This window comes from Citromicrobium bathyomarinum (genome assembly GCF_021021475.1).
Classification (GTDB): Bacteria; Pseudomonadota; Alphaproteobacteria; order Sphingomonadales; family Sphingomonadaceae; genus Alteriqipengyuania; species Alteriqipengyuania bathyomarina.
This window is the reverse complement of sequence record NZ_JAINWL010000002.1, coordinates 192,423-212,666: the sequence shown is the minus strand read 5'-3', so window position 1 is coordinate 212,666 and position 20,244 is coordinate 192,423. Positions and strand designations below refer to the sequence as shown.

At 65.5% G+C, this 20,244-nt stretch carries 18 protein-coding genes and 2 tRNA genes; 3 read left to right on the top strand and 17 right to left on the bottom strand.

Annotated features, from left to right (window positions below; genetic code table 11):
- Positions 1-82 precede the first annotated feature (82 nt).
- The 15 genes from K7H93_RS08960 to K7H93_RS08895 form a co-directional block, all read right to left on the bottom strand.
- A complete protein-coding gene (locus tag K7H93_RS08960) occupies positions 83-535 on the bottom strand; it encodes a MarR family winged helix-turn-helix transcriptional regulator (RefSeq protein WP_230783331.1) in 453 nt (150 codons plus the stop codon).
- 378 nt (positions 536-913) lie between these two features.
- The gene (locus K7H93_RS08955) at positions 914-1,492 is read right to left on the bottom strand and encodes an alpha/beta hydrolase (RefSeq protein WP_230783330.1); all 579 of its coding nucleotides are present in this window, start codon (positions 1,490-1,492) and stop codon (positions 914-916) included.
- Positions 1,493-1,590: 98 nt separating this feature from the next.
- On the bottom strand, positions 1,591-2,367 hold the full coding sequence (locus tag K7H93_RS08950; RefSeq protein WP_230783329.1) for a hypothetical protein: 777 nt from the start codon (positions 2,365-2,367) through the stop codon (positions 1,591-1,593).
- Positions 2,368-2,623: 256 nt separating this feature from the next.
- A tRNA-Thr gene (locus K7H93_RS08945) sits at positions 2,624-2,699 on the bottom strand.
- A gap of 31 nt (positions 2,700-2,730) precedes the next feature.
- The gene (gene leuB, locus K7H93_RS08940) at positions 2,731-3,810 is read right to left on the bottom strand and encodes a 3-isopropylmalate dehydrogenase (protein WP_230783328.1); all 1,080 of its coding nucleotides are present in this window, start codon (positions 3,808-3,810) and stop codon (positions 2,731-2,733) included.
- Complete coding sequence (leuD, locus tag K7H93_RS08935) at positions 3,807-4,385, bottom strand: 3-isopropylmalate dehydratase small subunit (protein WP_230783327.1); 579 nt, start codon at positions 4,383-4,385, stop codon at positions 3,807-3,809. The genes leuB and leuD overlap by 4 nt, the downstream gene beginning before the upstream one ends.
- Complete coding sequence (leuC, locus tag K7H93_RS08930) at positions 4,375-5,799, bottom strand: 3-isopropylmalate dehydratase large subunit (RefSeq protein ID WP_230783326.1); 1,425 nt, start codon at positions 5,797-5,799, stop codon at positions 4,375-4,377. Before leuC ends, leuD begins: the two co-directional genes overlap by 11 nt.
- Before the next feature lie 10 nt (positions 5,800-5,809).
- Entirely contained in the window at positions 5,810-7,375 is a 1,566-nt protein-coding gene (locus K7H93_RS08925; protein ID WP_230783325.1) for a 2-isopropylmalate synthase, read from the bottom strand.
- Positions 7,359-7,652, bottom strand: coding sequence for an ACT domain-containing protein (locus K7H93_RS08920; protein WP_010235704.1), 294 nt, complete (start codon positions 7,650-7,652; stop codon positions 7,359-7,361). Before K7H93_RS08920 ends, K7H93_RS08925 begins: the two co-directional genes overlap by 17 nt.
- Positions 7,642-9,351, bottom strand: a complete 1,710-nt coding sequence (ilvG, locus tag K7H93_RS08915) for an acetolactate synthase 2 catalytic subunit (RefSeq protein ID WP_338080303.1) — start codon at positions 9,349-9,351, stop codon at positions 7,642-7,644. The genes K7H93_RS08920 and ilvG overlap by 11 nt, the downstream gene beginning before the upstream one ends.
- A 25-nt stretch (positions 9,352-9,376) precedes the next feature.
- On the bottom strand, positions 9,377-10,408 hold the full coding sequence (gene ilvC, locus K7H93_RS08910) for a ketol-acid reductoisomerase (RefSeq protein ID WP_269060176.1): 1,032 nt from the start codon (positions 10,406-10,408) through the stop codon (positions 9,377-9,379).
- A gap of 12 nt (positions 10,409-10,420) precedes the next feature.
- On the bottom strand, positions 10,421-12,097 hold the full coding sequence (gene ilvD / locus K7H93_RS08905; protein WP_230783324.1) for a dihydroxy-acid dehydratase: 1,677 nt from the start codon (positions 12,095-12,097) through the stop codon (positions 10,421-10,423).
- 83 nt (positions 12,098-12,180) lie between these two features.
- Positions 12,181-12,303, bottom strand: coding sequence for a hypothetical protein (locus K7H93_RS15960; protein ID WP_010235715.1), 123 nt, complete (start codon positions 12,301-12,303; stop codon positions 12,181-12,183).
- 153 nt (positions 12,304-12,456) lie between these two features.
- Positions 12,457-13,266 (bottom strand): glutamate 5-kinase, encoded by an 810-nt coding sequence (gene proB, locus K7H93_RS08900; protein WP_230783323.1) that lies wholly within the window; start codon positions 13,264-13,266, stop codon positions 12,457-12,459.
- Between the two features lie 50 nt (positions 13,267-13,316).
- A tRNA-Cys gene (locus tag K7H93_RS08895) sits at positions 13,317-13,390 on the bottom strand.
- A 151-nt stretch (positions 13,391-13,541) separates the two neighbouring features.
- On the opposite strand from K7H93_RS08895, the gene K7H93_RS08890 reads away from it, so the two are divergent.
- Positions 13,542-14,318 carry an acyl-CoA thioesterase gene (locus K7H93_RS08890; RefSeq protein ID WP_230783322.1) on the top strand — a complete coding sequence of 259 codons (777 nt, stop codon included), beginning with the start codon at positions 13,542-13,544 and terminating at the stop codon, positions 14,316-14,318.
- A gap of 311 nt (positions 14,319-14,629) precedes the next feature.
- Here K7H93_RS08890 and K7H93_RS08885 read toward each other — a convergent pair whose 3' ends face one another.
- Positions 14,630-15,793, bottom strand: a complete 1,164-nt coding sequence (locus K7H93_RS08885; RefSeq protein WP_338080302.1) for a crotonase/enoyl-CoA hydratase family protein — start codon at positions 15,791-15,793, stop codon at positions 14,630-14,632.
- A gap of 151 nt (positions 15,794-15,944) precedes the next feature.
- Complete coding sequence (locus K7H93_RS08875; RefSeq protein ID WP_269060175.1) at positions 15,945-17,132, bottom strand: LL-diaminopimelate aminotransferase; 1,188 nt, start codon at positions 17,130-17,132, stop codon at positions 15,945-15,947.
- Between the two features lie 147 nt (positions 17,133-17,279).
- Between K7H93_RS08875 and K7H93_RS08870 the strand changes: the two genes are divergently transcribed.
- Both K7H93_RS08870 and K7H93_RS08865 read left to right on the top strand, forming a co-directional pair.
- The gene (locus K7H93_RS08870; protein ID WP_230783321.1) at positions 17,280-19,196 is read left to right on the top strand and encodes a PHA/PHB synthase family protein; all 1,917 of its coding nucleotides are present in this window, start codon (positions 17,280-17,282) and stop codon (positions 19,194-19,196) included.
- A gap of 116 nt (positions 19,197-19,312) precedes the next feature.
- Positions 19,313-20,116 (top strand): phasin family protein, encoded by an 804-nt coding sequence (locus K7H93_RS08865; protein ID WP_230783320.1) that lies wholly within the window; start codon positions 19,313-19,315, stop codon positions 20,114-20,116.
- Positions 20,117-20,244 lie beyond the last annotated feature (128 nt).

The following is a 20,244-nucleotide window of genomic DNA, read 5'->3' as shown; positions in this document are numbered from 1 at the left end:
CCACCGCCTCCCGACCGCATCATGCATATACATGTTAGAGGGTGCAAGCAAGTCCTGCGGCGCATCTGCCGCAGCGCGGTTGCTAAGCGGTCCTGAGATCGGTCAGGCTGCTACGAACGCCCGCCACATTTTGCGGGCCGAGGCGCGCTTCGAGATCCTGCTGCGTGTCGAGCCAGCGGGGATAGACCTCGCGCAGCGTCGAAATTCCCTTTTCCGTGAGAACCAGTTCCTGCGCGCGCCCTTCGTTACCGAGCGGCTCGACATGACCCGACTTGCGCAGTTTTGCCAGATTGCGCGACAGGGTGCTCGCTTCGATGTCGAGCCATTCGCCAAGCTGCGCGATCGACGTCGGCCGATACTTGGCGATCGTGACCAGCAGCGTGAATTGCGTGATCGTTATCCCGCTTCCGGCGAGCGCGCGATCATAAGATCTGCCGATGACGCGGGCCGTCCTGAGAGTTGGCGCAGCAAGACACCTCGACGTGATCTCGTCGAGCATAGTCCTGTGGTCGGGAGTTTTCGCTTCGTCGCTCATCGGGCCATCATGTGCTCGGCCATGCCTCGATACCCGGCTGTTGCACAAAGCCCGGGCCGGTAATGCCTGCGGATCATCTCTGGCTCAACCTACACGCACAAACATGTATGTGCAATCTCGCTGAGATTACACCAGGTTTCAGCGATCCCACGCTGAAAGCGCCTCGCGCCCGATGGCAACTATGCTGAGCGATGTGCCGTCGAAGAATAGTGGTGCCGCTTTCGTGACTTGCACACGTGACCCCATCGTTACGGAATCATTGGCCCTGTGGGCCTGGCGCAAGCAACCTCCGGCAACCTCACTTCCGTCAGCTTTGCACCCCACTTAAGACCATCCGTAGGTGCTCGGCAGTGCCCCAAAGCTGCCGTCCGGTTGGCATCAACCCAAACTACGCATCCATCTATCAATCGAGTCCAGCCACCATGCGCTTGTAGTCTGCGGCGTTCCCATTCCGAAGCCGTGGCCTCCGTCGCGATAGCAATGGAGTTCCGCGGACCGACCAGCCTCGAGCCATCCCTGAACGAGGCCGAACTCTCGTGAACGCCATAACGGGTCGTCAGCGGCGATGGCGGCGAAAAGCGGTGGGGCGTTTTGCGTCACGGCAACACGCCCCATTGCCGGGTAGATTGCAGCCATCAAGTCAGGCATCGTCTCCGCATCGGCGTTAACCACTGTTTCGATCCCGGCGATCGGGCCTACAGAAAAGCCCAGGAAACCAACACGGTGGGGAACGATATTCCAATCCGTCGCGGATTTTCGGACCATGCGGATAGCCGCCTGTGCATCCGCAACAGCGGATGAAGGAATCGATAGCTCAGGGCCCCCCGCAGCGGCGACAGCGAATCTCTGGATCATCGTACAGCGAAAGGCATCGAGCGGCTCGGGCGTCGGTTCCAGTCGGTATTTGAAAATGAACGCGGCAATGCCGCGATTGGCGAGCCAACAGTTGAGTGCCAAAGCCGAACATCCGCATGAGCGAGTTCGATTGCCAAAAGCGGAAGGTCAGCAAGCCGCCCAAGATCGGCCATAGCAGCCCGTGTGCCGCACACTACAGATCACGCATCTCCGTAGCGGAAATCGGTCCGGATTAAGCGCTGTTCAATCGGCATTTCGCCTATCGGCAAGTCCGTTGGCTGGCGCACGAGAGTTCCTACGTGGGAAGGCAACCACCCCAGCCTTTTCTCTATCCCCGTGGTCACCGGATCGTCTGTCAACTCGACGGTGATGCAGCGCAGCGTCACGCCCTCGCCGAAATGGGTGGCAAGCGCGTCCGGCTCGACCCGGACAACGCTGGCCGGATCGGCGATGTCGCCGAAAGTTACCAGCAGCGGATAGTCTTCCCGCGCCACCTCGCCAGGGCCGGGATACTCGCCATGCGCCAGTTCCTTTGCCACCTCGACCACATCATAGCCGGTGCCGCGAAAGTTCGGATGGAGGGTATTCATCGACAGCCCCATCAGGTCGCGAAAATGCGCACCCGTCCTGCGCACCGCGAACAGGGTTCTTCCGCCTGGAAGGTCGACCGCGACCGCCTCACCTTTCACCGACCAGCCGCGAGTAGCCATTTCGCGCGTGATCGCGACCTTGTTCCCGGCGCCGACTTCATAGACCGATGAACCCGTGCGCACCCCACCGGGCGTCTCCACCTGCACCGTCATGCGGAAGCGGTAGCTGTTCCCTCCAAACAGGCGGCATCCGGAAAGCGCAGCAAACGCAACGCCACCCAGCAGGCCTAAAACACCTTGCCCGAATGTCCGTCGGGCCATCGTGGAGCCTTCCTTTTCGCTGATGTGCGCAAAGGGGTGCCAATCGCCGCCATTTGCTGCTGCCATGCGTGATGCAGTCCCGTCTGGTGATCAATGACATTCCATCAAGATGCTCGGTGGTTAGAACGTCTCGTTTGGCCAGCCTAGTGAGAAAAACCTGACAGTCGGCAGTCGGCCCAACAGACGACATCGGCGGCGAAACCTAACCCTGACAGGCTTTTCGCACGTCAGCCATGAATAACGCCTACCAGTCCAGTCCCACACGCGGGACCAGCCGAACGTCTCTTCGCGTTACAATGGCGCGTGGACAAGCTGAGGATGGTGGTGCCGCTTACGTGACTCGAACACGTGACCCCATCATTACGAATGATGTGCTCTACCAACTGAGCTAAAGCGGCATGTCGCTTGGAGGGACGCCCCTTATCCTCGCTATGCTGTGCCTGCAAGGGGGATGCTGGGGGCAGCTTCGCGAATCCGTTCGCATATGGCCTGCGCGACCTCCTGCGTGGTCGCGTTGCCGCCGACATCGGCGGTGCTCACACCCTCGGCGAGACATTTGGCGACCGCGCGTTCGATCGTTGCTGCGGCCGCTTCCTCGCCCAGCGCGTGGCGCAGCAACATTGCCGCACTCAGGATCGCTCCGATCGGGTTGGCCTTGCCCTGCCCGGCTATATCGGGCGCGGAGCCATGAATGGGCTCGAACAGCCCGCCATGGGTGAGGCCGAGCGAGGCCGACGGCGCGAGCCCGATCGAACCCGCGATCACCGAAGCCTCATCGCTCAAAATATCGCCAAACATGTTCTCGGTCAGGATGACGTCGAAGGCAGACGGGCGCTCGATCAGCTTCATCGCCATCGCGTCGACCAGCACGTGGTCGAGCGCGACATCGGGGAATTCCGCATCGCGCAGCGCGACCACGGTCTTGCGCCACAAGCGGCTGGTCGCGAGTACGTTGGCCTTGTCGACCGAGGTCACCCGGCCATCACGGCCGCGCGCGGCTTCGAAGGCGATCCGGGCGATCCGCTCCACCTCGCTGCGCGAATAGGCGCATTCGTCTGTGGCGTTCTCGTCGCCTTCCTGCCGCTTGCCGAAATAGATGCCTCCGGTCAGTTCGCGCACGATCAGCAGATCGGTCCCCGCGACCCGTTCCGGCTTGAGCGGCGATAGCGCTTCGAGGCCGTCGAACAGGGTAATCGGTCGCAGGTTGGCGAAGGTGCCCAGCTCGGTACGCAGCGCCAGCAGGCCCGCCTCGGGGCGCGGGCCGCCGCCTTCCCACTTGGGTCCGCCGACCGCACCGAGGAACACCGCATCGGCAGAGAGGCAGGCAGATTTCGTCTCTTCGGGAAAGGGATCGCCATGCGCGTCGATCGCGCAGCCGCCGAAATCATGGGTGGTGAAGGCGAGCGAGAGCTCATGCTCCGCCGCGACCGCTTCGAGCACGGCACGCGCGGCGGCAGCGACTTCGGGGCCGATCCCGTCGCCGGGGAGGAGTACGATTTTATGGGTCACGCGGCGGCCTCGTATGCGGTGATCTGCGCGTCGTGCGCGAGGATATGGCCAAGCGGATCGACCCCGTCGAGCAGGCAGCGGCGGGCGAAGGGCTCGACCGTGAAGCTGGCTTCGATGCCGTCCTCGGTCGTCAGGGTGCACTCTTCCAGATCGATGGCGATGGCAACGCCGGGCCGTTCAAGCAGCGCGGCGTGGGTTTCGGCATCGACCTCGACCGGCAGCAGGCCGTTCTTGAGCGAGTTGCTCTTGAAGATATCGGCAATGTCCGAGCTGACCACCGCGCGAAAGCCGTAGTCGAGCAGCGCCCACGGTGCGTGCTCGCGCGAGGAGCCGCAGCCGAAGTTCGGCCCTGCCACCAGCACCTGCCTGTCGCTTGCACCTGCGACCGGGAAGGGCGAAGCGTTCTTGGGCTGATCGTCACCGGTGTAGCGCCAGTCGTAGAAGGCGTTCGCGCCCAGCCCCTCACGCGTGGTGGTTGTGAGGAAGCGGGCGGGAATGATCTGGTCGGTGTCGATATTACTCTGGCGCACCACCAGCGTGCGTGCCTCCAGCCGCTTGAACGGATCAGGCTGCATCGCGCGCCTCCGTGCTGATATATTGCGATGGGTCGGCGATATGGCCCGCGATGGCGCAGGCGGCGGCGGTCGCCGGTCCAGCGAGGACGGTGCGTACGCCCTTGCCCTGGCGACCGACAAAGTTGCGGTTGGAGGTCGAGACGACCAGTTCGCCAGGCGCGCCCTGATCGCCGTTCATCGCGATGCACATCGAACAGCCGGGCAGGCGCCATTCGGCCCCTGCGTCGGTGAAGATCGCGTCCAGCCCTTCGGCCTCGGCCTGCTGACGGATCGCTTCGGAGCCGGGCACGATCAGCGCGGTGACACCGTCTGCCACTGTGCGCCCGCGCATGACCTCGGCGGCTTCGCGCAGGTCGGACAGGCGCGAATTGGTGCAGCTGCCGATGAACACGCGGTCGACCTTCGCCTCGGCGAAGGGCCGGTCGGCGGCGAAGCGCATATATTCCGCCGCCTCGCGTTCGGAATCGTTCGCGGGCGCAGGCGCGTTGCCGGTGACGGGCGCGGCGGCATCGGGAGAGACGCCGTAGGTGATCATCGAGCGGATCGCGGCGGCGTCGACGGTGACTTCCTTGTCGAAGCTCGCATCGGGATCGGAGGGCAGCTCGCGCCAGCGGGCAACCGCCGCGTCCCAATCCTCGCCCTGCGGAGCGCGCTCGCGCCCTTCGAGGTAGGCGAAGGTGGTTTCGTCGGGGGCAATCATGCCCACGCGCGCACCGGCCTCGATCGCCATGTTGCACAGGGTCATCCGGCCTTCCATCGACAGCGCCTCGACCGCTTCGCCAGCGAATTCGACCGCGTAGCCTTGGCCGCCGTCGGCGCCGATCTGCGCGATCATCGCCAGCGCCATGTCCTTCGCGCCGACCCCGGGCGACAACGCACCCTCGAACGTGATCCGCATACTCTTCGGCTTGCGCTGGAGGACGCATTGCGTGGCGAGCACATGGCCGACCTCGGTCGTGCCGATCCCGAAGGCGAGCGCGCCGAAGGCTCCATGCGTGGAGGTATGGCTGTCGCCGCACACGATCGTCTTGCCCGGCTGCGTCAGGCCCATTTCCGGGCCGATCACGTGGACGATCCCGCGCCGCGCATCGTCGAGCCCGAGCAGGTCGATGCCATGCTTCGCGCAATTCGCCTCCAGCTGGTGGACTTGGCGTTCTGCCGCTTCGGTGGCGTAGGGCAGCCGCCCGTCAGCGCCCGCAGGCAGCGTCGGCGTCGAGTGGTCGAGCGTCGCCTGCGTCAGGTCGGGTCGGCGGACCTTGAGCCCGCGCTCTTCCAGCACGGCGAAGGCCTGCGGCGAGGTGACCTCGTGTACCAGGTGCAGGTCGATGAAGAGGATCGCAGGCGCGTCCTCGCTTTCGGGGACGACGACATGTGTGTCCCACAGCTTGTCGAACAGAGATCGGGGGGCAGACATTGCGATACCCTTAAGCCGCGTCGGCGAAGTTCGCGGCGTGCGACAGCCGCTCGTGATTGTTGAACGCCGCCAGCAGGGCTTCGGCGGCGGCGATGACGACGTCGGTGTGCTGGCTGCGGCCCGAAATCGCCACGCCATCGACCAGCAGGCCGACCTCGATCTCCATCTCTCGGCTAAGCTGGTGCGCATCGACGCTTTCCAGCGTGCCGTGCTTCACCTCTGCGGCGACGCAGAAGGCATCGGTCAGCGCCTCGAACGGGCCGGTGCCGTGGCCGATCGTGGTCAGGCGGCCGCGCGTGCGGTGGTCGAGCGTGACCTTGGCGGTGGGCCGGTCGTTGGCCTTGGTCCCGGTGCGCATTTCCACCCGGACCAGCTCCCACGCGTGGCCGCGGCCGTCTTCGGCCAGCAGATCGCACAGGTCGTTGTCGGTCACTTCGCGCTTGGTATCGGCGAGCCGCTTGAAATCGGCATAGAGCTTCTCGAACCGGTTATCGCCCACCTCGCCCTGGCCCAGCGCCTCCAGCCGCGCCTTCAGCGCATGCTTGCCCGAGTGCTTGCCCAGTACCAGCGCGTTGGACGGCAGGCCGATGTCTTCCGGGCTCATGATCTCGTAGGTGCGGCGGTCGGCCAGCACGCCGTGCTGGTGGATGCCCGCCTCGTGCGCGAAGGCGTTGCGCCCGACGATCGCCTTGTTGCGCGGCGGAGCATTGCCGGTGACCTCGCCCAGCAGGCGGCTGACCGCGAAAATCTCGCGCGTCTCGACTCCGCTGGTCGCCCGGTAGTGATCGGGCCGCGTCTTGAGCGCCATCACCACTTCTTCCAACGCGCAGTTGCCCGCCCGCTCGCCGATCCCGTTGATCGTGCATTCGACCTGCCCCGCACCGCCGCGCACTGCGGCCAGGCTGTTGGCCACCGCCATGCCCAGGTCGTTGTGATTGTGGGTCGAGAAGACCACATGACCGGGCCGCGCGACATTGGCGGTCAGGTCCGCGAACAGCGCGTAGATTTCTTCCGGCGAGGTATAGCCCACCGTGTCGGGCACGTTGAGCACGTCGGCCCCTGCGGCGGCGGCGCATTCCAGCGCTTCCTTCAGGAACGCGGGATCGGTGCGCAGCGCGTCTTCGGCGGAGAACTCGATTTCGGTAAAGCGGCCCTTGGCCATCTTCAGCGCGCGCTCGATCGTGGCGAGCGCTTCGGGCTTTTCCATCTTGTGCTTGGCCGCCAGGTGCAGGTCGCTGGTGCCGAAGAACAGGTGCAGGCGGCTGCGCTTGGCCGGGCCCAGCGCGCGTTCGGCGGCGATGATGTCACCTTCCATTGCGCGCGAGAGCGAACACAGCATGGGCGCATCGGGCAGGTAGCCGATCTCGCTGGCGATCGCGTGGATCGCCTCGGCATCGCCGGGCGAGGCGGCGGCGAAGCCGACCTCCATCACATCCACCTTCAGCTTGCGCAGCGCATGCGCCAGCTTCAGCTTCTGCGTGGTGTTCATCGAGAAGCCGGGCGCCTGCTCGCCATCGCGCAGCGACGTATCGAAAATTGCGATCTGGCGCGGCTGCGCCTCATCCGTTTGCGACATGGACGACCTCCGCTACGCGCGTGTCATTGCTCAGGTGAATGGCGTTTTCGACCGCGTAAACCCGGTCCAGCTGGCGCAGCAGCGTGTCGATCCTGCGGGACGGGTCCATCGGCGCGAGCGCGAGGGTCATCACCGCGCGGTCCCCGTCGCTGCCCATCTGCATGGAGCGGACGGAAAAACCGCGCGCCTCGATCACGCCGAGCGTCCGGCGAAGCGCGCCTTCCTCGCACGCGAATTCGATGCGGATATGCTCAAGGCTCGGGGTGTTACGCGTCATGGCGCTTCTCCATCATTTCTGCATTCGATTTGCCCGGCGGCACCAGCGGCCAGACATTTTCTTCCGGGTCGATCCGGACATGGGCGAGGATCGGGCCGCGGGCGTTGATCAGGCGGTCGATCGCCCCGTCCACTTCCTCGCGGCGCTCGATTCCGAAGGCTTCGATGCCGAAGGCGTTGGCGACTTCGACGAAGTCGGGATTGTCGGACAGGTCGACCTCGGAATAATTCCCGTCGAAGAACAGCTCCTGCCACTGGCGCACCAAGCCCAGCATCGCATTGTCGAGCAGCAGGATCTTCACCGGGATCTGGTACCGGCGCAAGGTCGCCAGTTCCTGGATGTTCATCTGGAAGCCCCCGTCGCCGCACACCGCGAAGACGTGGCTGTCGGGTTCGGCCAGCTTGGCGCCGATCGCTGCGGGCAGGCCGAAGCCCATCGCCCCCAGTCCGCCGCTGGTCAGGTGCGCCTGCGGACGCGAGAAGCGGCAGTGCTGGGCGACCCACATCTGGTGCTGGCCGACATCGCAGGCGACCACGAAATCGTCGCCGACCCGCTCCGACAGGGTCTTGAGCATCGCGGGCGCATAGATCCCGTTGCCCGGCGCGTCGTAGCGCGGGGCATGCTTTTCGCGGGTCTCGGCGGTGGAGCGGGTCCACGCGTCGATCTCGCCCTTCTCGAAGTCGATCGTGGCGAGGCTCGCCTTCAGATTGCCGCACACCGCCGCATGGGCGAAGCGCAGCTTGCCCAGTTCGGCGGCATCGACATCGATGTGGACGACCGAGGCATGCGGCGCGAATTCGGCCAGCTTGCCGGTCGCCCGGTCATCGAACCGCGCACCCAGCACGATCAGAAGGTCGCATTCCTGCACCGCCATGTTCGCAGGCCGGTGGCCGTGCATCCCCAGCATGCCCAGCATCGCCGGGTGTTCCGGCGGCAGCACGCCCAGGCCCTGCAGCGTGGCGACTGCGGGGATGCCGCTTTCCTCCACGATCCGGCGGACCATCTCGCTGGCATTGGCGCGCGCGACGCCGCCGCCCAGATAGAACAGCGGCTTCTTCGCGCGGGCGATCAGGCGTTCTGCCTCGGCAATCGATTCGGATGTGGGTGCGGGCAGGATATTGGCTTCGGGCCGCCGCAGCGCGCCGGGTTCGCACACCGCCTGCTGCACGTCCTTGGGCAGGTCGACCAGCACCGGGCCGGGGCGCCCCCCTTCTGCAATGGCGAAGGCTTCCGCCATGGCCGAGGGGATATCCTCGGGCCGGCGGACGATGATCGAATGCTTCACGATCGGCATGGTCATGCCGAAGATGTCGGTTTCCTGAAACGCGTCGGTGCCCATCAGCGTCTGGGGCACCTGCCCGGTGATCGCCACCATCGGGACCGAGTCCAGATAGGCATTGGCGATTCCCGTGATCAGGTTGGTTGCGCCCGGGCCGGAGGTCGCCAGGCACACGCCAGCGCGCCCGGTGATCCGGCCATAAGCATCGGCAGCGAAGGCGGCGGCCTGTTCGTGCCGGACCAGGATGTGCCGCGTGGTGCCCTGCGGCAGCGCGTCATACACAGGCATGATCGCGCCGCCGGGATAGCCGAACACGCAATCGACGCCGAGCGCGGCCAGCGTATCGACTACCAGCTGCGCACCCGTGCGGGTGGCAGGCTGGCTTTGCGGACTGTGCATGGGCTGGGTCATGGTGTTCATGGCTTTCTCTTGGGCAAAGGCGCGCTTACGCGGCCTTTTGCTCCTTCTTCTTCTCGTCGGACTGCAACCACGACATCAGGCCGCGCAGTTCCTTGCCGGTGGCTTCGATCTGGTGCGACAGATCGGCCGCCTGCATCTCGTCGTACTTCTTCTTTCCGGCCTCGTTTTCGGCGATCCAGTTGCGCGCGAAGGTGCCGTCCTGAATGTCGGTCAGCACGTCCTTCATCCGCGCGCGCGTTTCGTCGTTAATGACACGCGGACCTGAGACGAGATCGCCGTAAATCGCGGTTTCGGAGACGAATTCGTGCATCTTCTCGAACCCGCCTTCGTACAGCAGGTCGACGATCAGCTTGAGTTCGTGGAGACACTCGTAATAGGCGATCTCGGGCTGGTAGCCGGCGTTAACCAGCGTCTCGAACCCGGCAGCGACCAGCTCGGTCGCGCCGCCGCACAGAACAGCCTGTTCGCCGAACAGATCGGTCTCGGTTTCCTCGCGGAAGCTGGTCTCGATCGCACCGGCGGTGGTTCCGCCGATCAGGCTGGCATAGGCCAGCGCCCGCTCGCGCGCTTCGCCGGTCGCATCCTGGCGCACCGCGAACAGGCAGGGCACGCCCGCGCCGCGCTCATATTCGCGGCGGACCAGATCGCCCGGCCCCTTGGGCGCGACCAAGATCACGTCGATACCGGCGGCAGGCTGGATGCGTTCGTACAGCACGGTGAAACCGTGCGCGACCAGCACTGCGTCGCCCGGCTCCAGATTGGGGGCGATTTCGGAGGCGAAGATCGTCTCGTGGCTCATGTCCGGGGTCAGCAGCGCGACCAGCGATGCGGCCTTGGCCGCTTCGGCAACGGGCATCACGGTCAGGCCGTCGGCGCGAGCTTTCGCGGCGGTGGGCGAACCGTCGCGCAGGCCGACGGTGACTTCGCAGCCGCTGTCCTTCAGGTTCATCGCGTGGGCGCGACCCTGGCTGCCATAGCCGATGATGGCGACGGGCTTGCCGCGCACCAGTTCGGGATTTGCATCTTCGTCGGTGTAGACCTTGATCGTCTTGGGCATGGTATCAGTCCTTCACTCGGTAACAGGTGGAATGGTTGTTGCGCCGTAGGCGGCGGACGAAACGAGGCGGGCGTATTTGTCGAACACCCCGCCCATGGAGTTTGGCGGTCTGGGAGTGTGCGCCGCGCGGCGGGCATCCCAGTCGATATCGGCGTCGATCCGGCGGGTTTCCGCGTCGATGCGGATGATGTCGCCTTCCTCGACCAGGGCGATCGGGCCGCCCTTGGCCGCTTCGGGAGAGCAGTGGCCGATCACGAAGCCGTGGCTCGCACCGGAAAAGCGCCCGTCGGTAATCAGCGCGACCTTGCCCGCGAGACCCTGCCCGGCGAGCGCGGCGGTCACCGCCAGCATCTCGCGCATGCCGGGCCCGCCGGAGGGGCCTTCGTAGCGGATGATGACGACATCGCCCGCCTGGATCTGGTTGGCGTTGACCGCCGCGAAGCAGGCTTCCTCGCCCTCGAACACCTTGGCCGGGCCTTCGAACGAGGCCGCGCCGTAGCCGGCGGTCTTCAGCACCGCGCCTTCGGGGGCGATGTCGCCGTAGAGGATGCTGAGGCCACCGGTCGCCTTGACCGGGTCGGCAGGCGATTTGACCACCTGCTGCCCCGGCGTTTCCTCGGCGCGGGCCAGTTCGGCAAACAGGCTGTCGCCCGTCACCGTGGGCGTGTCTTCCAGCATCCCGGCGTCCGCCAGCCGCTTGCCGAACAGCGGGACGCCGCCCGCCGCGTAGAGATCGCGCGCCAGGAAGCGCCCGCCCGGCTTCAGGTCGGTGATCACCGGCACGCTGCGCGACAATTCGTCGAAGGTTTCGATCGGGAAGGCAAAGCCCGCCTCCGCCGCGATCGCGGGCAGGTGCAGCACGGCGTTGGTCGAGCCGCCGCTCGCCACCACAGCCGTCGCCGCGTTGCGGATCGATGCGGGGCTCAGAAACGTGCGTGCAGAGGTGCCTTCGTGCGCCAGCTTGGCCGCCAGCCGACCGCAGCGCGCCGCCTCGACCCGCTTGGCGGAGTCGGTCGCGGGCGGATCGCCCGAACCCATCGGCGAAATGCCCATCATCGCCAGCGCCATCGCCATGGTGTTGGCGGTGAACTGACCGCCGCACGCGCCCGCACCAGGGCATGCCGCACGCTCGACCTTGTCCAGCTCGGCATCGCTCATGTCGCCTTTGGCATGCGCGCCGACAGCTTCGAAGACATCCTGGATCGACAGATCGCGACCATCCAGCTGGCCGGGCATGATAGTCCCGCCGTAGAAAACCAGCCCCGGAATATCGAGCCGGGCCAGCGCCATCGCGGCGGCGGGGATGGTCTTGTCGCAGCCGACCAGAATGATCGCCGCGTCCAGCGAATGGCCCTTCACCGCCAGTTCGATCGAGTCGGCAATGATCTCGCGGCTGATCAGCGAGGCGCGCATGCCCTCGCCGCCCATGGTGATCCCGTCGGACACGACGATGGTGTTGAAATCGACCGGGGTGGCTCCGTTTTCGCGCAGGCCCTGCCGGATCGGCTCGGCCAGATCGGCCAGGTGCATGTTGCACGGCGTCACCGTCGACCAGGTGTTGACGACCGCGACCATGGGCTGGGCCATCTGTTCGTCGGAGTAGCCCGCACCACGCAGCATGGCGCGTGCAGGCGCCTTGGCCGCACCCTTGGTGATCGCGTCGGAACGTTTGGAAGAAGTCTCAGTCATCACGTTGATCCCTTGACGGACCCAATAAAAAACCCCGCTTTCCTGTTCGGAGAGCGGGGTTCGAGAGGTCCGTCTGGCTAAGCCTAGCCGATGGGCACTCCCCCCCGCTGAATAAGAAGTACAAGGAAAATAACGAGGAGCAGCGCAAGACCCTGCGCAAACAGCACAGTCTCGTCGGCAGTACGGATGGCGGCCACGGCCTTCATTCGTCGTTCCTCGCATGCGCAGCACGATTGCTGCGGTGGCGAGCGGTTTATAACATCAAAGCTTAATGGCAAGCAAAAATGTTGCCGAACGAGGGGATTTTTCGGATCGTTTCGATCCGAGCGCCTTTTTTGATGTAGTTTTTCTGTTTGGAATCAGGACTTTGCCGGATCGAACAAAGTCGCCCGCGCGCCCTCTCGAAGCCCGCTGACCGGATGGTCGCTTCGGCCGCTCGCGATGATCGTCGCCCGGCCCTGCCCGGTCGCGTGGCGGGCGGCGGCAATCTTGGTCGCCATGCCGCCCGTACCGACACCTTCATGACGCGTTCCGCCGGCCATCGCGGCAATCCCCTCGTCGATGCGAGGGACATAGGCGATGTGGCGCGCGACGGGATCTGCGGGATCGCGGTCGTAAAGCCCGTCCACGTCGGACAGCAGCAGCAGGTCCGCATCGGCCAGCTCCGCCACCCGGGCGGAGAGCCGGTCATTATCGCCCAGCTTCAGTTCTTCAGTGGCGACACTGTCGTTCTCGTTGACCACCGGCACCGCGCCTGCATCCAGCAGCACGCCCAGCGTGGCCCGCGCATTGGCGGAGCGCTGAGGCGATTCGCTGTCGTCATAGGTGAGCAGGAGCTGCCCGACCGTGATCCCTTGCGTCGCGAAGGCGGCGCTCCACGCATTCATCAGCAGGCCTTGGCCGACTGCAGCGGCAGCCTGCCGTCGGTCGAGCTGCGGCGAACGCTCGATCCCCAGCCGCTTCCAGCCGAGCGCCACCGCGCCCGAGCTGACCACGATCACCTGCGCCCCGCCCGCCCGCAGCGCGGCGATATCCTGCGCCAGCGTCGCCAGCCAGGCTGTCCGCGCGGTGCGGCTTTCGGGATCGATCATGAGCGAGGAGCCGACCTTGACGACGATCCTGCGAGCCTGCGCAAGGCTGGCGGCGACGGAGGAATCGGCACTGGTCATGGGCGCACCTCAAGTCGGCCAATGCGGCCTTGTCCTACCCTCGTGTCGCGTGGAGGCCCGAGCCGGAATCGAACCGGCGTGCAAGGATTTGCAGTCCTCTGCGTAACCACTCCGCCATCGGGCCCCGCTGCTCACGGGCTTGGCGCGAAGCGCGCCATCTAGCGGGATGATCGCAGCAGTTCAATCGCCTTTCGGTCTCTAATGTCGCGCCCGCCCTTTCGATGGCCGCAGCCGGGTGTCTTCACATCGCCGCCCCCTTGTATAAGGAAGCCGCCATGACGATCGCTGCCATGCTTGAACCGATCGCCGGCAACGGCGAGACCGTAACCCTTCCCGCCCACGAGTGGATGCAGGGGCGCACGCTTTATGGCGGGGCGAGCGCGCTGATTGCGTACACCGCTGCGATCCGCGCCTTCCCCGATCTGCCCCCGCTGCGCTCCGCCCAGGTTGCGTTCGTCGCGCCTGTGGGCGCCGAGGTGACCCCGCATGCGAGCATCATCCGGCAGGGGCGCAACGTCACGCAGGTGCGGGTCGATCTGCTGGTGGAGGGCAGCCCCGCGCTGACATCGTTCTGGCTGTTCGGTGCTTCGCGCGAAGCGAACGCCGTCCACCCCGCCGAGCCGATCGCCCCCGCTCCGATCCCGATCGACGAGGCCGAACGGCTGATGGAGGGCCAGGGCCCGGCCTTCATCCAGAACAATTACGAACTGCGCCGCGCAGCCCCCTCGGGCGGCGAGGGCGGGCCGGTGGTCCGCCGCTGGCTGCGCCTGAAAGGTGGAGACGACCTCGATCCGACCAGCCACCTGATCCTGATCGGCGACACCATGCCGCCGGGCGCAATGCGCGCGATGCAGCGCCCCGGCCCGGTCAGCTCGATGAACTGGGCGATCAACCTGCTCGATCCGCTGGCGCAGACGCGCGACGGCTGGTGGATCGCGGAAGCCGCGAGCGACCACGCCGACCACGGCTATTCGAGCGAGCGGCTGCGCCTGTGGGACGCCGACGGGCGACTGGTGATGATCAGCCAGCAGGCGGCCGCGGTGTTCGGCTAGCGAACTCGCCTCCCGGTGGGGAGCGGGAGGAGCAGGTTACGCATCCCGGCGACGGACATTTTCCTACTTCGAGCGCACAGGCTATCGTGGCGACGGCTCTTTCCCATCGTCGTCCTCCCCGTTTGCAAACGCCGCCCGCCAGGCTCGCGCGGAGCAAAAATCCGCAATGCGTCACCCAACGCGCACCAAGTCGCTGAGATAACGACGAATTCTCAGGGTGACACTCGGGTGACACGTGTCACCCACGTAACCCAAGGGATTTACGCCCCTCCCCTTGGGGAGGGAGCCGAGTTTTGGTGGAGGTGGGTGGCTCAGGCGGCGTCCGTGAAATTGGGCGCGCGCTTGGCCATGCCGGCCATCACCGCCTCGATCTGATTGGGCTGACGGATCACGCCCGCCTGCTCGACGCTTTCGGCCATCAGCATGTCCTCGCCCGTCTCGTCGTGCATCCGATTGTGGAGCCGCTTGGCCGCGCGCACTGCGTCCGGGTTGCGCTGGGCGATGGTTGCGGCAATCTCCTTCGCCTTGGCCAGCGGATCGTCGGTGACATGCGTCGCGAGGCCGAGGACCTGCGCTTCCTCGCCGGAGAATTCGCGGTTGGTATAGACCAGCTCGCGCAGCACATCGTCGCGCACCAGCCCGCGCCACAGCTGGTATCCGCCCATGTCGGGGACCAGCCCCCACTTCATTTCCATGATCGCCATCCGCGCATCGGGCGCGACCACGCGGATATCGGCCCCGCTCGCGATCTGCATCCCGCCACCGAAGCATACCCCGTGCACCGCTGCGATTACCGGCATGGGCAGTTTACGCCACACGGTCGCGACCTGCTGGAACTTGTTCGAATCGCCATGCGTGCGGTCGGTCAGCTTGGGCTCGTTAGCGTCGGGCGTTCGCGCGAAGCTGGAAGTGTCGAGCCCGGCGCAAAAGCTGCGTCCCTCGCCAGACAGCACCACCACGCGCACATCCTTGCGCTCCATCAGCGATTCGCCCGCGGCAATGATCGCCTCGAACATAGCAGGGTCGAGCGCGTTCATCTTGTCCGGCCGGTTGAGGCGGACATGCGCCACGCCATCCTCGCCGATCTCCACCGTGACCCGCTGTTCCTCGACCTGCGATGCCATGCCTGCGCTCTCCCGTTGTTCGTTCGTTTGAAACCGTTCGGATGATTCGTTGCGCAAGGGCGCGGCGCTGTCCAGCCTGTATCCCGCCCCATCGGTGGCGATCATCGCCGCAAGGCCGACGGTCTCAAGCTTGCGCCGCAGCCGCGCGACATGCACCGCGACGCGATTGGTGCCCGGCTCGAAAGGGAGCCGCCAGACGTCCTGCAGCAGCGCGCGCTGGCTGACCGTGGCGTCCGGTGTCTCCGCCAACCGCCAGAGCAGCGCGAACTCGCGGGGGTGCAGCGCGAGCCAACGGTCGCGCACGTGCGCATCGCGATGGAACAGGTCCAGCCGCAACGGACCCGCTTCCATCCACCTCGCAATGAACTGCTGCGCTGCGTGCACGCGCCCCCGCCGCCCGCTGCCTCCACAAGGACATGCACCGTGGCACGTAGTTTACCTTATTGGAAAACAGGAACACTCCGGACCGGATGTATACCGGTTCAGGCTTGGGCGGCGGTCCCTAGGCGTTCGATCGCTGGAGGAAGCGCTTGATATTGCGCGCGGCCTGCCGGATGCGCTGCTCGTTCTCGACCATCGCGATACGGACGTAACCCTCGCCCTCCTCGCCGTAGCCGATGCCTGCTGCAACCGCGACGCCGGCCTGTTCCAGGAGCTGCTTGGAGAAGTCGAGACTGCCCATGTGCTCGAAGCCCGGCGGCAGCGGAGCCCACGCGAACATACTCGCGGGCGGAGAGGGTATCTCCCACCCGGCGCGGGTGAAGCTCTCGACCATCACGTCGCGCCGCCGCTGATAGCGCAGGCGGTTTTCCTCGACGATGTCCTGCGGCCCGTTGAGCGCCGCGCAGGCTGCTGCCTGAATGGGCGTGAACGCACCGTAGTCGAGATAGGATTTCACCCGCGTCAGCGCGGCGATCAGCGTCGGGTTGCCGACCGCGAAGCCCATCCGCCACCCGGCCATCGAATAGGTCTTCGACATCGAAGTGAACTCGACCGCGACGTCCTTCGCGCCGGGCACTTCGAGGATCGAGCGGGTCGGCTTGCCGTCGTAATAGAGCTCGGAATAGGCGAGGTCGGACAGGACCCAAACCTCATTCTCCCGCGCCCAGGCGACCAGCCGCTCGTAGAAAGCGAGGTCGACCGTCTCGGCGGTCGGGTTACTGGGGTAATTGACCACCAGCACGCTGGGCCGGGGCGAGGTGTAGGCCATCGCCTGATCCAGAGCGTCCCAATATTCCTCGTTCGGCGTGGTCGGCACAGAGCGGATCGTCGCGCCCGCTATGATGAAGCCATAGGTGTGGATCGGGTAGGACGGGCTCGGCGCCAGCACCACGTCGCCCGGCGCGACGATCGCGGTCGCCATCGACGAGAGGCCTTCCTTGGAGCCCATCGTCACCACCACCTCGCGCTCGGGGTCGAGTTCGACCCCGAATCGCCGCGCGTAGTAATTCGCCTGCGCCTTGCGCAGCCCGGGAATGCCGCGCGACTGGCTGTAGCCGTGCGCGGATGCCTTGCCCGCGACCTCGCACAGCTTGTCGATCACATGCTGCGGCGGGGGGTGATCGGGATTGCCCATGCCCAGGTCGATGATGTCGCGGCCAGCCGCGCGCGCCGCGTGGCGCATCGCGTTGACCTCGGCGATCACGTAGGGCGGCAGGCGCCGCATCCGGTAGAATTGCTCGTCGCTCAAGCTGTGCTCCCGCTCGCTCGGTTCGTTTCGTCCTTTCTGGAACGCCGCGCGCTTCTGTGCAATTGAAGCTTGAGAGAGGACGCCCAGAAATTTCTTTGCACGCCCAAGCATGCGGTTGGCGGGAAATTGACCAGAAGGACCGATGCGATGGCCAAGGATTCATCCGATCCAGCCGAGGGGAACATGTTCTCCGCGATGCTGGAGGCGCAGGCGCGCTGGACGCAGATGATGCTCGCGCCGCTCGCTACCCCGGGCCAGAGCGATGCGGGTAGCCATGCGGATGACACGCCGCCCGCGCTCGCCGATCTTCAGAAATGGGCGGAGAATGCGACCCGTCTGCAGACCATGTGGCTGGAATTCTGCCAGACCCACGCGATCGAGACGACCAGCGATATGATGGCGGGTGATCCCACCCAGTGGCCCGCCAAGTGGTTCGCGATGTTCGAAAGCTGGACCCAGCAGCTGCCCTTTGCGGACCCTGCCGAACAGCAGCGCTGGTGGGCGGAAAGCGCGCAGCTGTGGCAGGCGCTGATGCTCCCGCAAGGCGATCCGGACGGCGAGGCCGGGGCGGCCAGCCCGAGCCTGCCCCGCGAAGATCGGCGCTTCGCCGATCCGCGGTGGCGCGAACAGCCGGTCTATGCGCTGATTCACCAGACCTATCTGCTGCTGAGCGAGCGGGTGGAGGCGATGGTCGAGCAGATGGACAACATCGATCCGGCCAAGCGCGAACAGCTCAAATTCGCGACCCAGGCGATGGCCGAAGCGCTCAGCCCAGCGAACTTCCCCGCGACCAATCCGATCGTGCTCGACCGGATCTTGGAGACCCGCGGCGACAGCCTGGTCAAGGGCATGCAGAACCTGCTGCAGGATCTGCAGAAGGGCCAGCTGACCCATTCCGACCCGCAAGCTTTCGTGGTGGGCGAGAATATCGCGACCACGCCGGGCAAGGTGATTTACGAGACCGAGCTGTTCCAGCTGATCCAGTACGACCCGAGCACGGAGAAGGTGCTGTCGGTTCCGCTGGTGATTTTTCCGCCGTGGATCAACCGGTTCTACATCCTCGATCTCAATGAGAAGAAGAGCTTCGTGAGATGGGCGGTCGACCAGGGGCTGACCGTGTTCATGGTCAGCTGGAAATCGGCCGACGCATCGATGAAGGACGTGGTGTGGGACGACTATATCGCCGCCCAGATCGAGGCGATCGACCATGTCCGCAAGCGCCTGCGGCAGCCCGCCGTCCACACGATCGGCTATTGCGTAGCGGGGACCACGCTGGCCGCGACGCTCGCGGTGATGGAAGCGAAGGGTGAGGCCGACAAGGTCAAGAGCGCGACCTTCTTCACCGCGCAGGTCGATTTCGACGATGCGGGCGATCTGCTCCACTTCATCGACGACCAGCAGCTGACCACGATCAAGGGGCTGGAGCGCGACGGCTATCTCGACGGGCGCTACATGGCGGCGACCTTCAACCTGCTGCGCGGCAACGACCTGATCTGGAACTATGTCGTGCGCAATTACCTGCTGGGCGAGGATCACACCGCGTTCGATCTGCTCCACTGGAACGGCGACGTCACCAACCTGCCCGCCAAGTGGCACCGCAATTATCTGCAGGATCTCTACCGCGACAACCTGCTGGTGGAGCCGGGCAGGCTGGAGGCGCTGGGCGAGGCGATCGACCTGACCAAGGTCGAAGTGCCGACCTATATCCAGGCAGGCAAGGACGACCATATCGCGCCCGTGACCAGCGTCTGGAAGCTGACCGAGCACTTCACCGGCCCCACCCGCTTCGTGCTGGCAGGATCGGGCCACATCGCCGGGGTCGTCAATCCACCCGCGGCGGGCAAGTACCAGTACTGGATCAACGAGGACGAGAGCGTCGGGAGTCTGGACGAGTTTCGCAAGGGTGCGACGGAGCATCCGGGCAGCTGGTGGCCCGACTGGATCGAGTGGATCCGCAGCCATGACGACAAGGAAATCGCCGCGCGGGGCAAGCGCAAGCCGGGCAGCGGCAAGACCGACAAGGTCATCGAATCGGCCCCGGGGCGCTACGTAAAAACCCGGTAGAGGGCCCATTTCCCCTCGGTAAACCGCGATTTGTGCACTGCACAAAAACTGCTTGAAGTCGCACTGCACAATCGCTATTTGTGCAATGCAGCAAGTAGTAAGAGGTTTCCGTTCACATGGCTGACCAGACCACCGATAAGGGCGACGCCGCGGCGCAGAAGGCTTACGAGTCCGCCGTTGCCGCGAAGTCCGACAGCGAGCGCAAGCCCGTGACCGAATCGGCTAAGGCGCCTGAGGCGCCTGCCCCGACCGTGACGGCGAAGGAACCTGCGAAAAAGGCAACCACCAAGCCTGCGACCGCCAAGACAGCGGCGCCGGCCAAGAAGACCGCGCCGGCGAAGCCTGCCGTGAAGGCTCCCGTCGCGAAGAAGAAGGCCGGCCCCGCCAAGCGCAAGCAGGCCACCCCCACCAAATCGAAGGCGGCCCCCAAGACCGCTGCCTCCCCCAAGACGAAGGACACCACCATGGCTACCAAGACTGAAACCAAGACCCCCAATTTCGCCCCCAATTTTGCGAACGACATGGCCGCCGAAATGCAGACCCGCCTCGCGGGCATGTATGAAAAGGGTACCGAAATGACCGGCGAAATGGTCACCTTCCAGCGCGCCAATGCCGAAGCGATGGCCGAAGCGGGCAAGATCCTCTTCACCGGCATGCAGGACCTGACTCGCGGTGCCGTGGAAGAAACCCGCAAGGCTGCCGACCAGATGAGCGAAGATGCGCGCCTGATGGCCGCCGCCAAGTCGCCGACCGAACTGGTCAAGCTGCAGGGCGACATCATGCGCCGCTCGTTCGACCACGCAGTCGCCACCGGTTCGAAGAACACCGAAGCTTGGATCAAGCTGACCAACGACGCCTTCGCGCCGCTGACCAGCCGCGTCAGCGAAGCGGTCGACAAGATGAGCAAGCTCGCCGCCTGAGCTTGCGATCATAGCGGGCCGGGCTTCGGCAACGATCCGCCAGTCCGGTAACGGACCAAGTCACGAGGGGTCGGGCGCAGATGTCGCCCGGCCCCTTTTGCATTCCCCCCTCGCCACCGCCGGTCCCT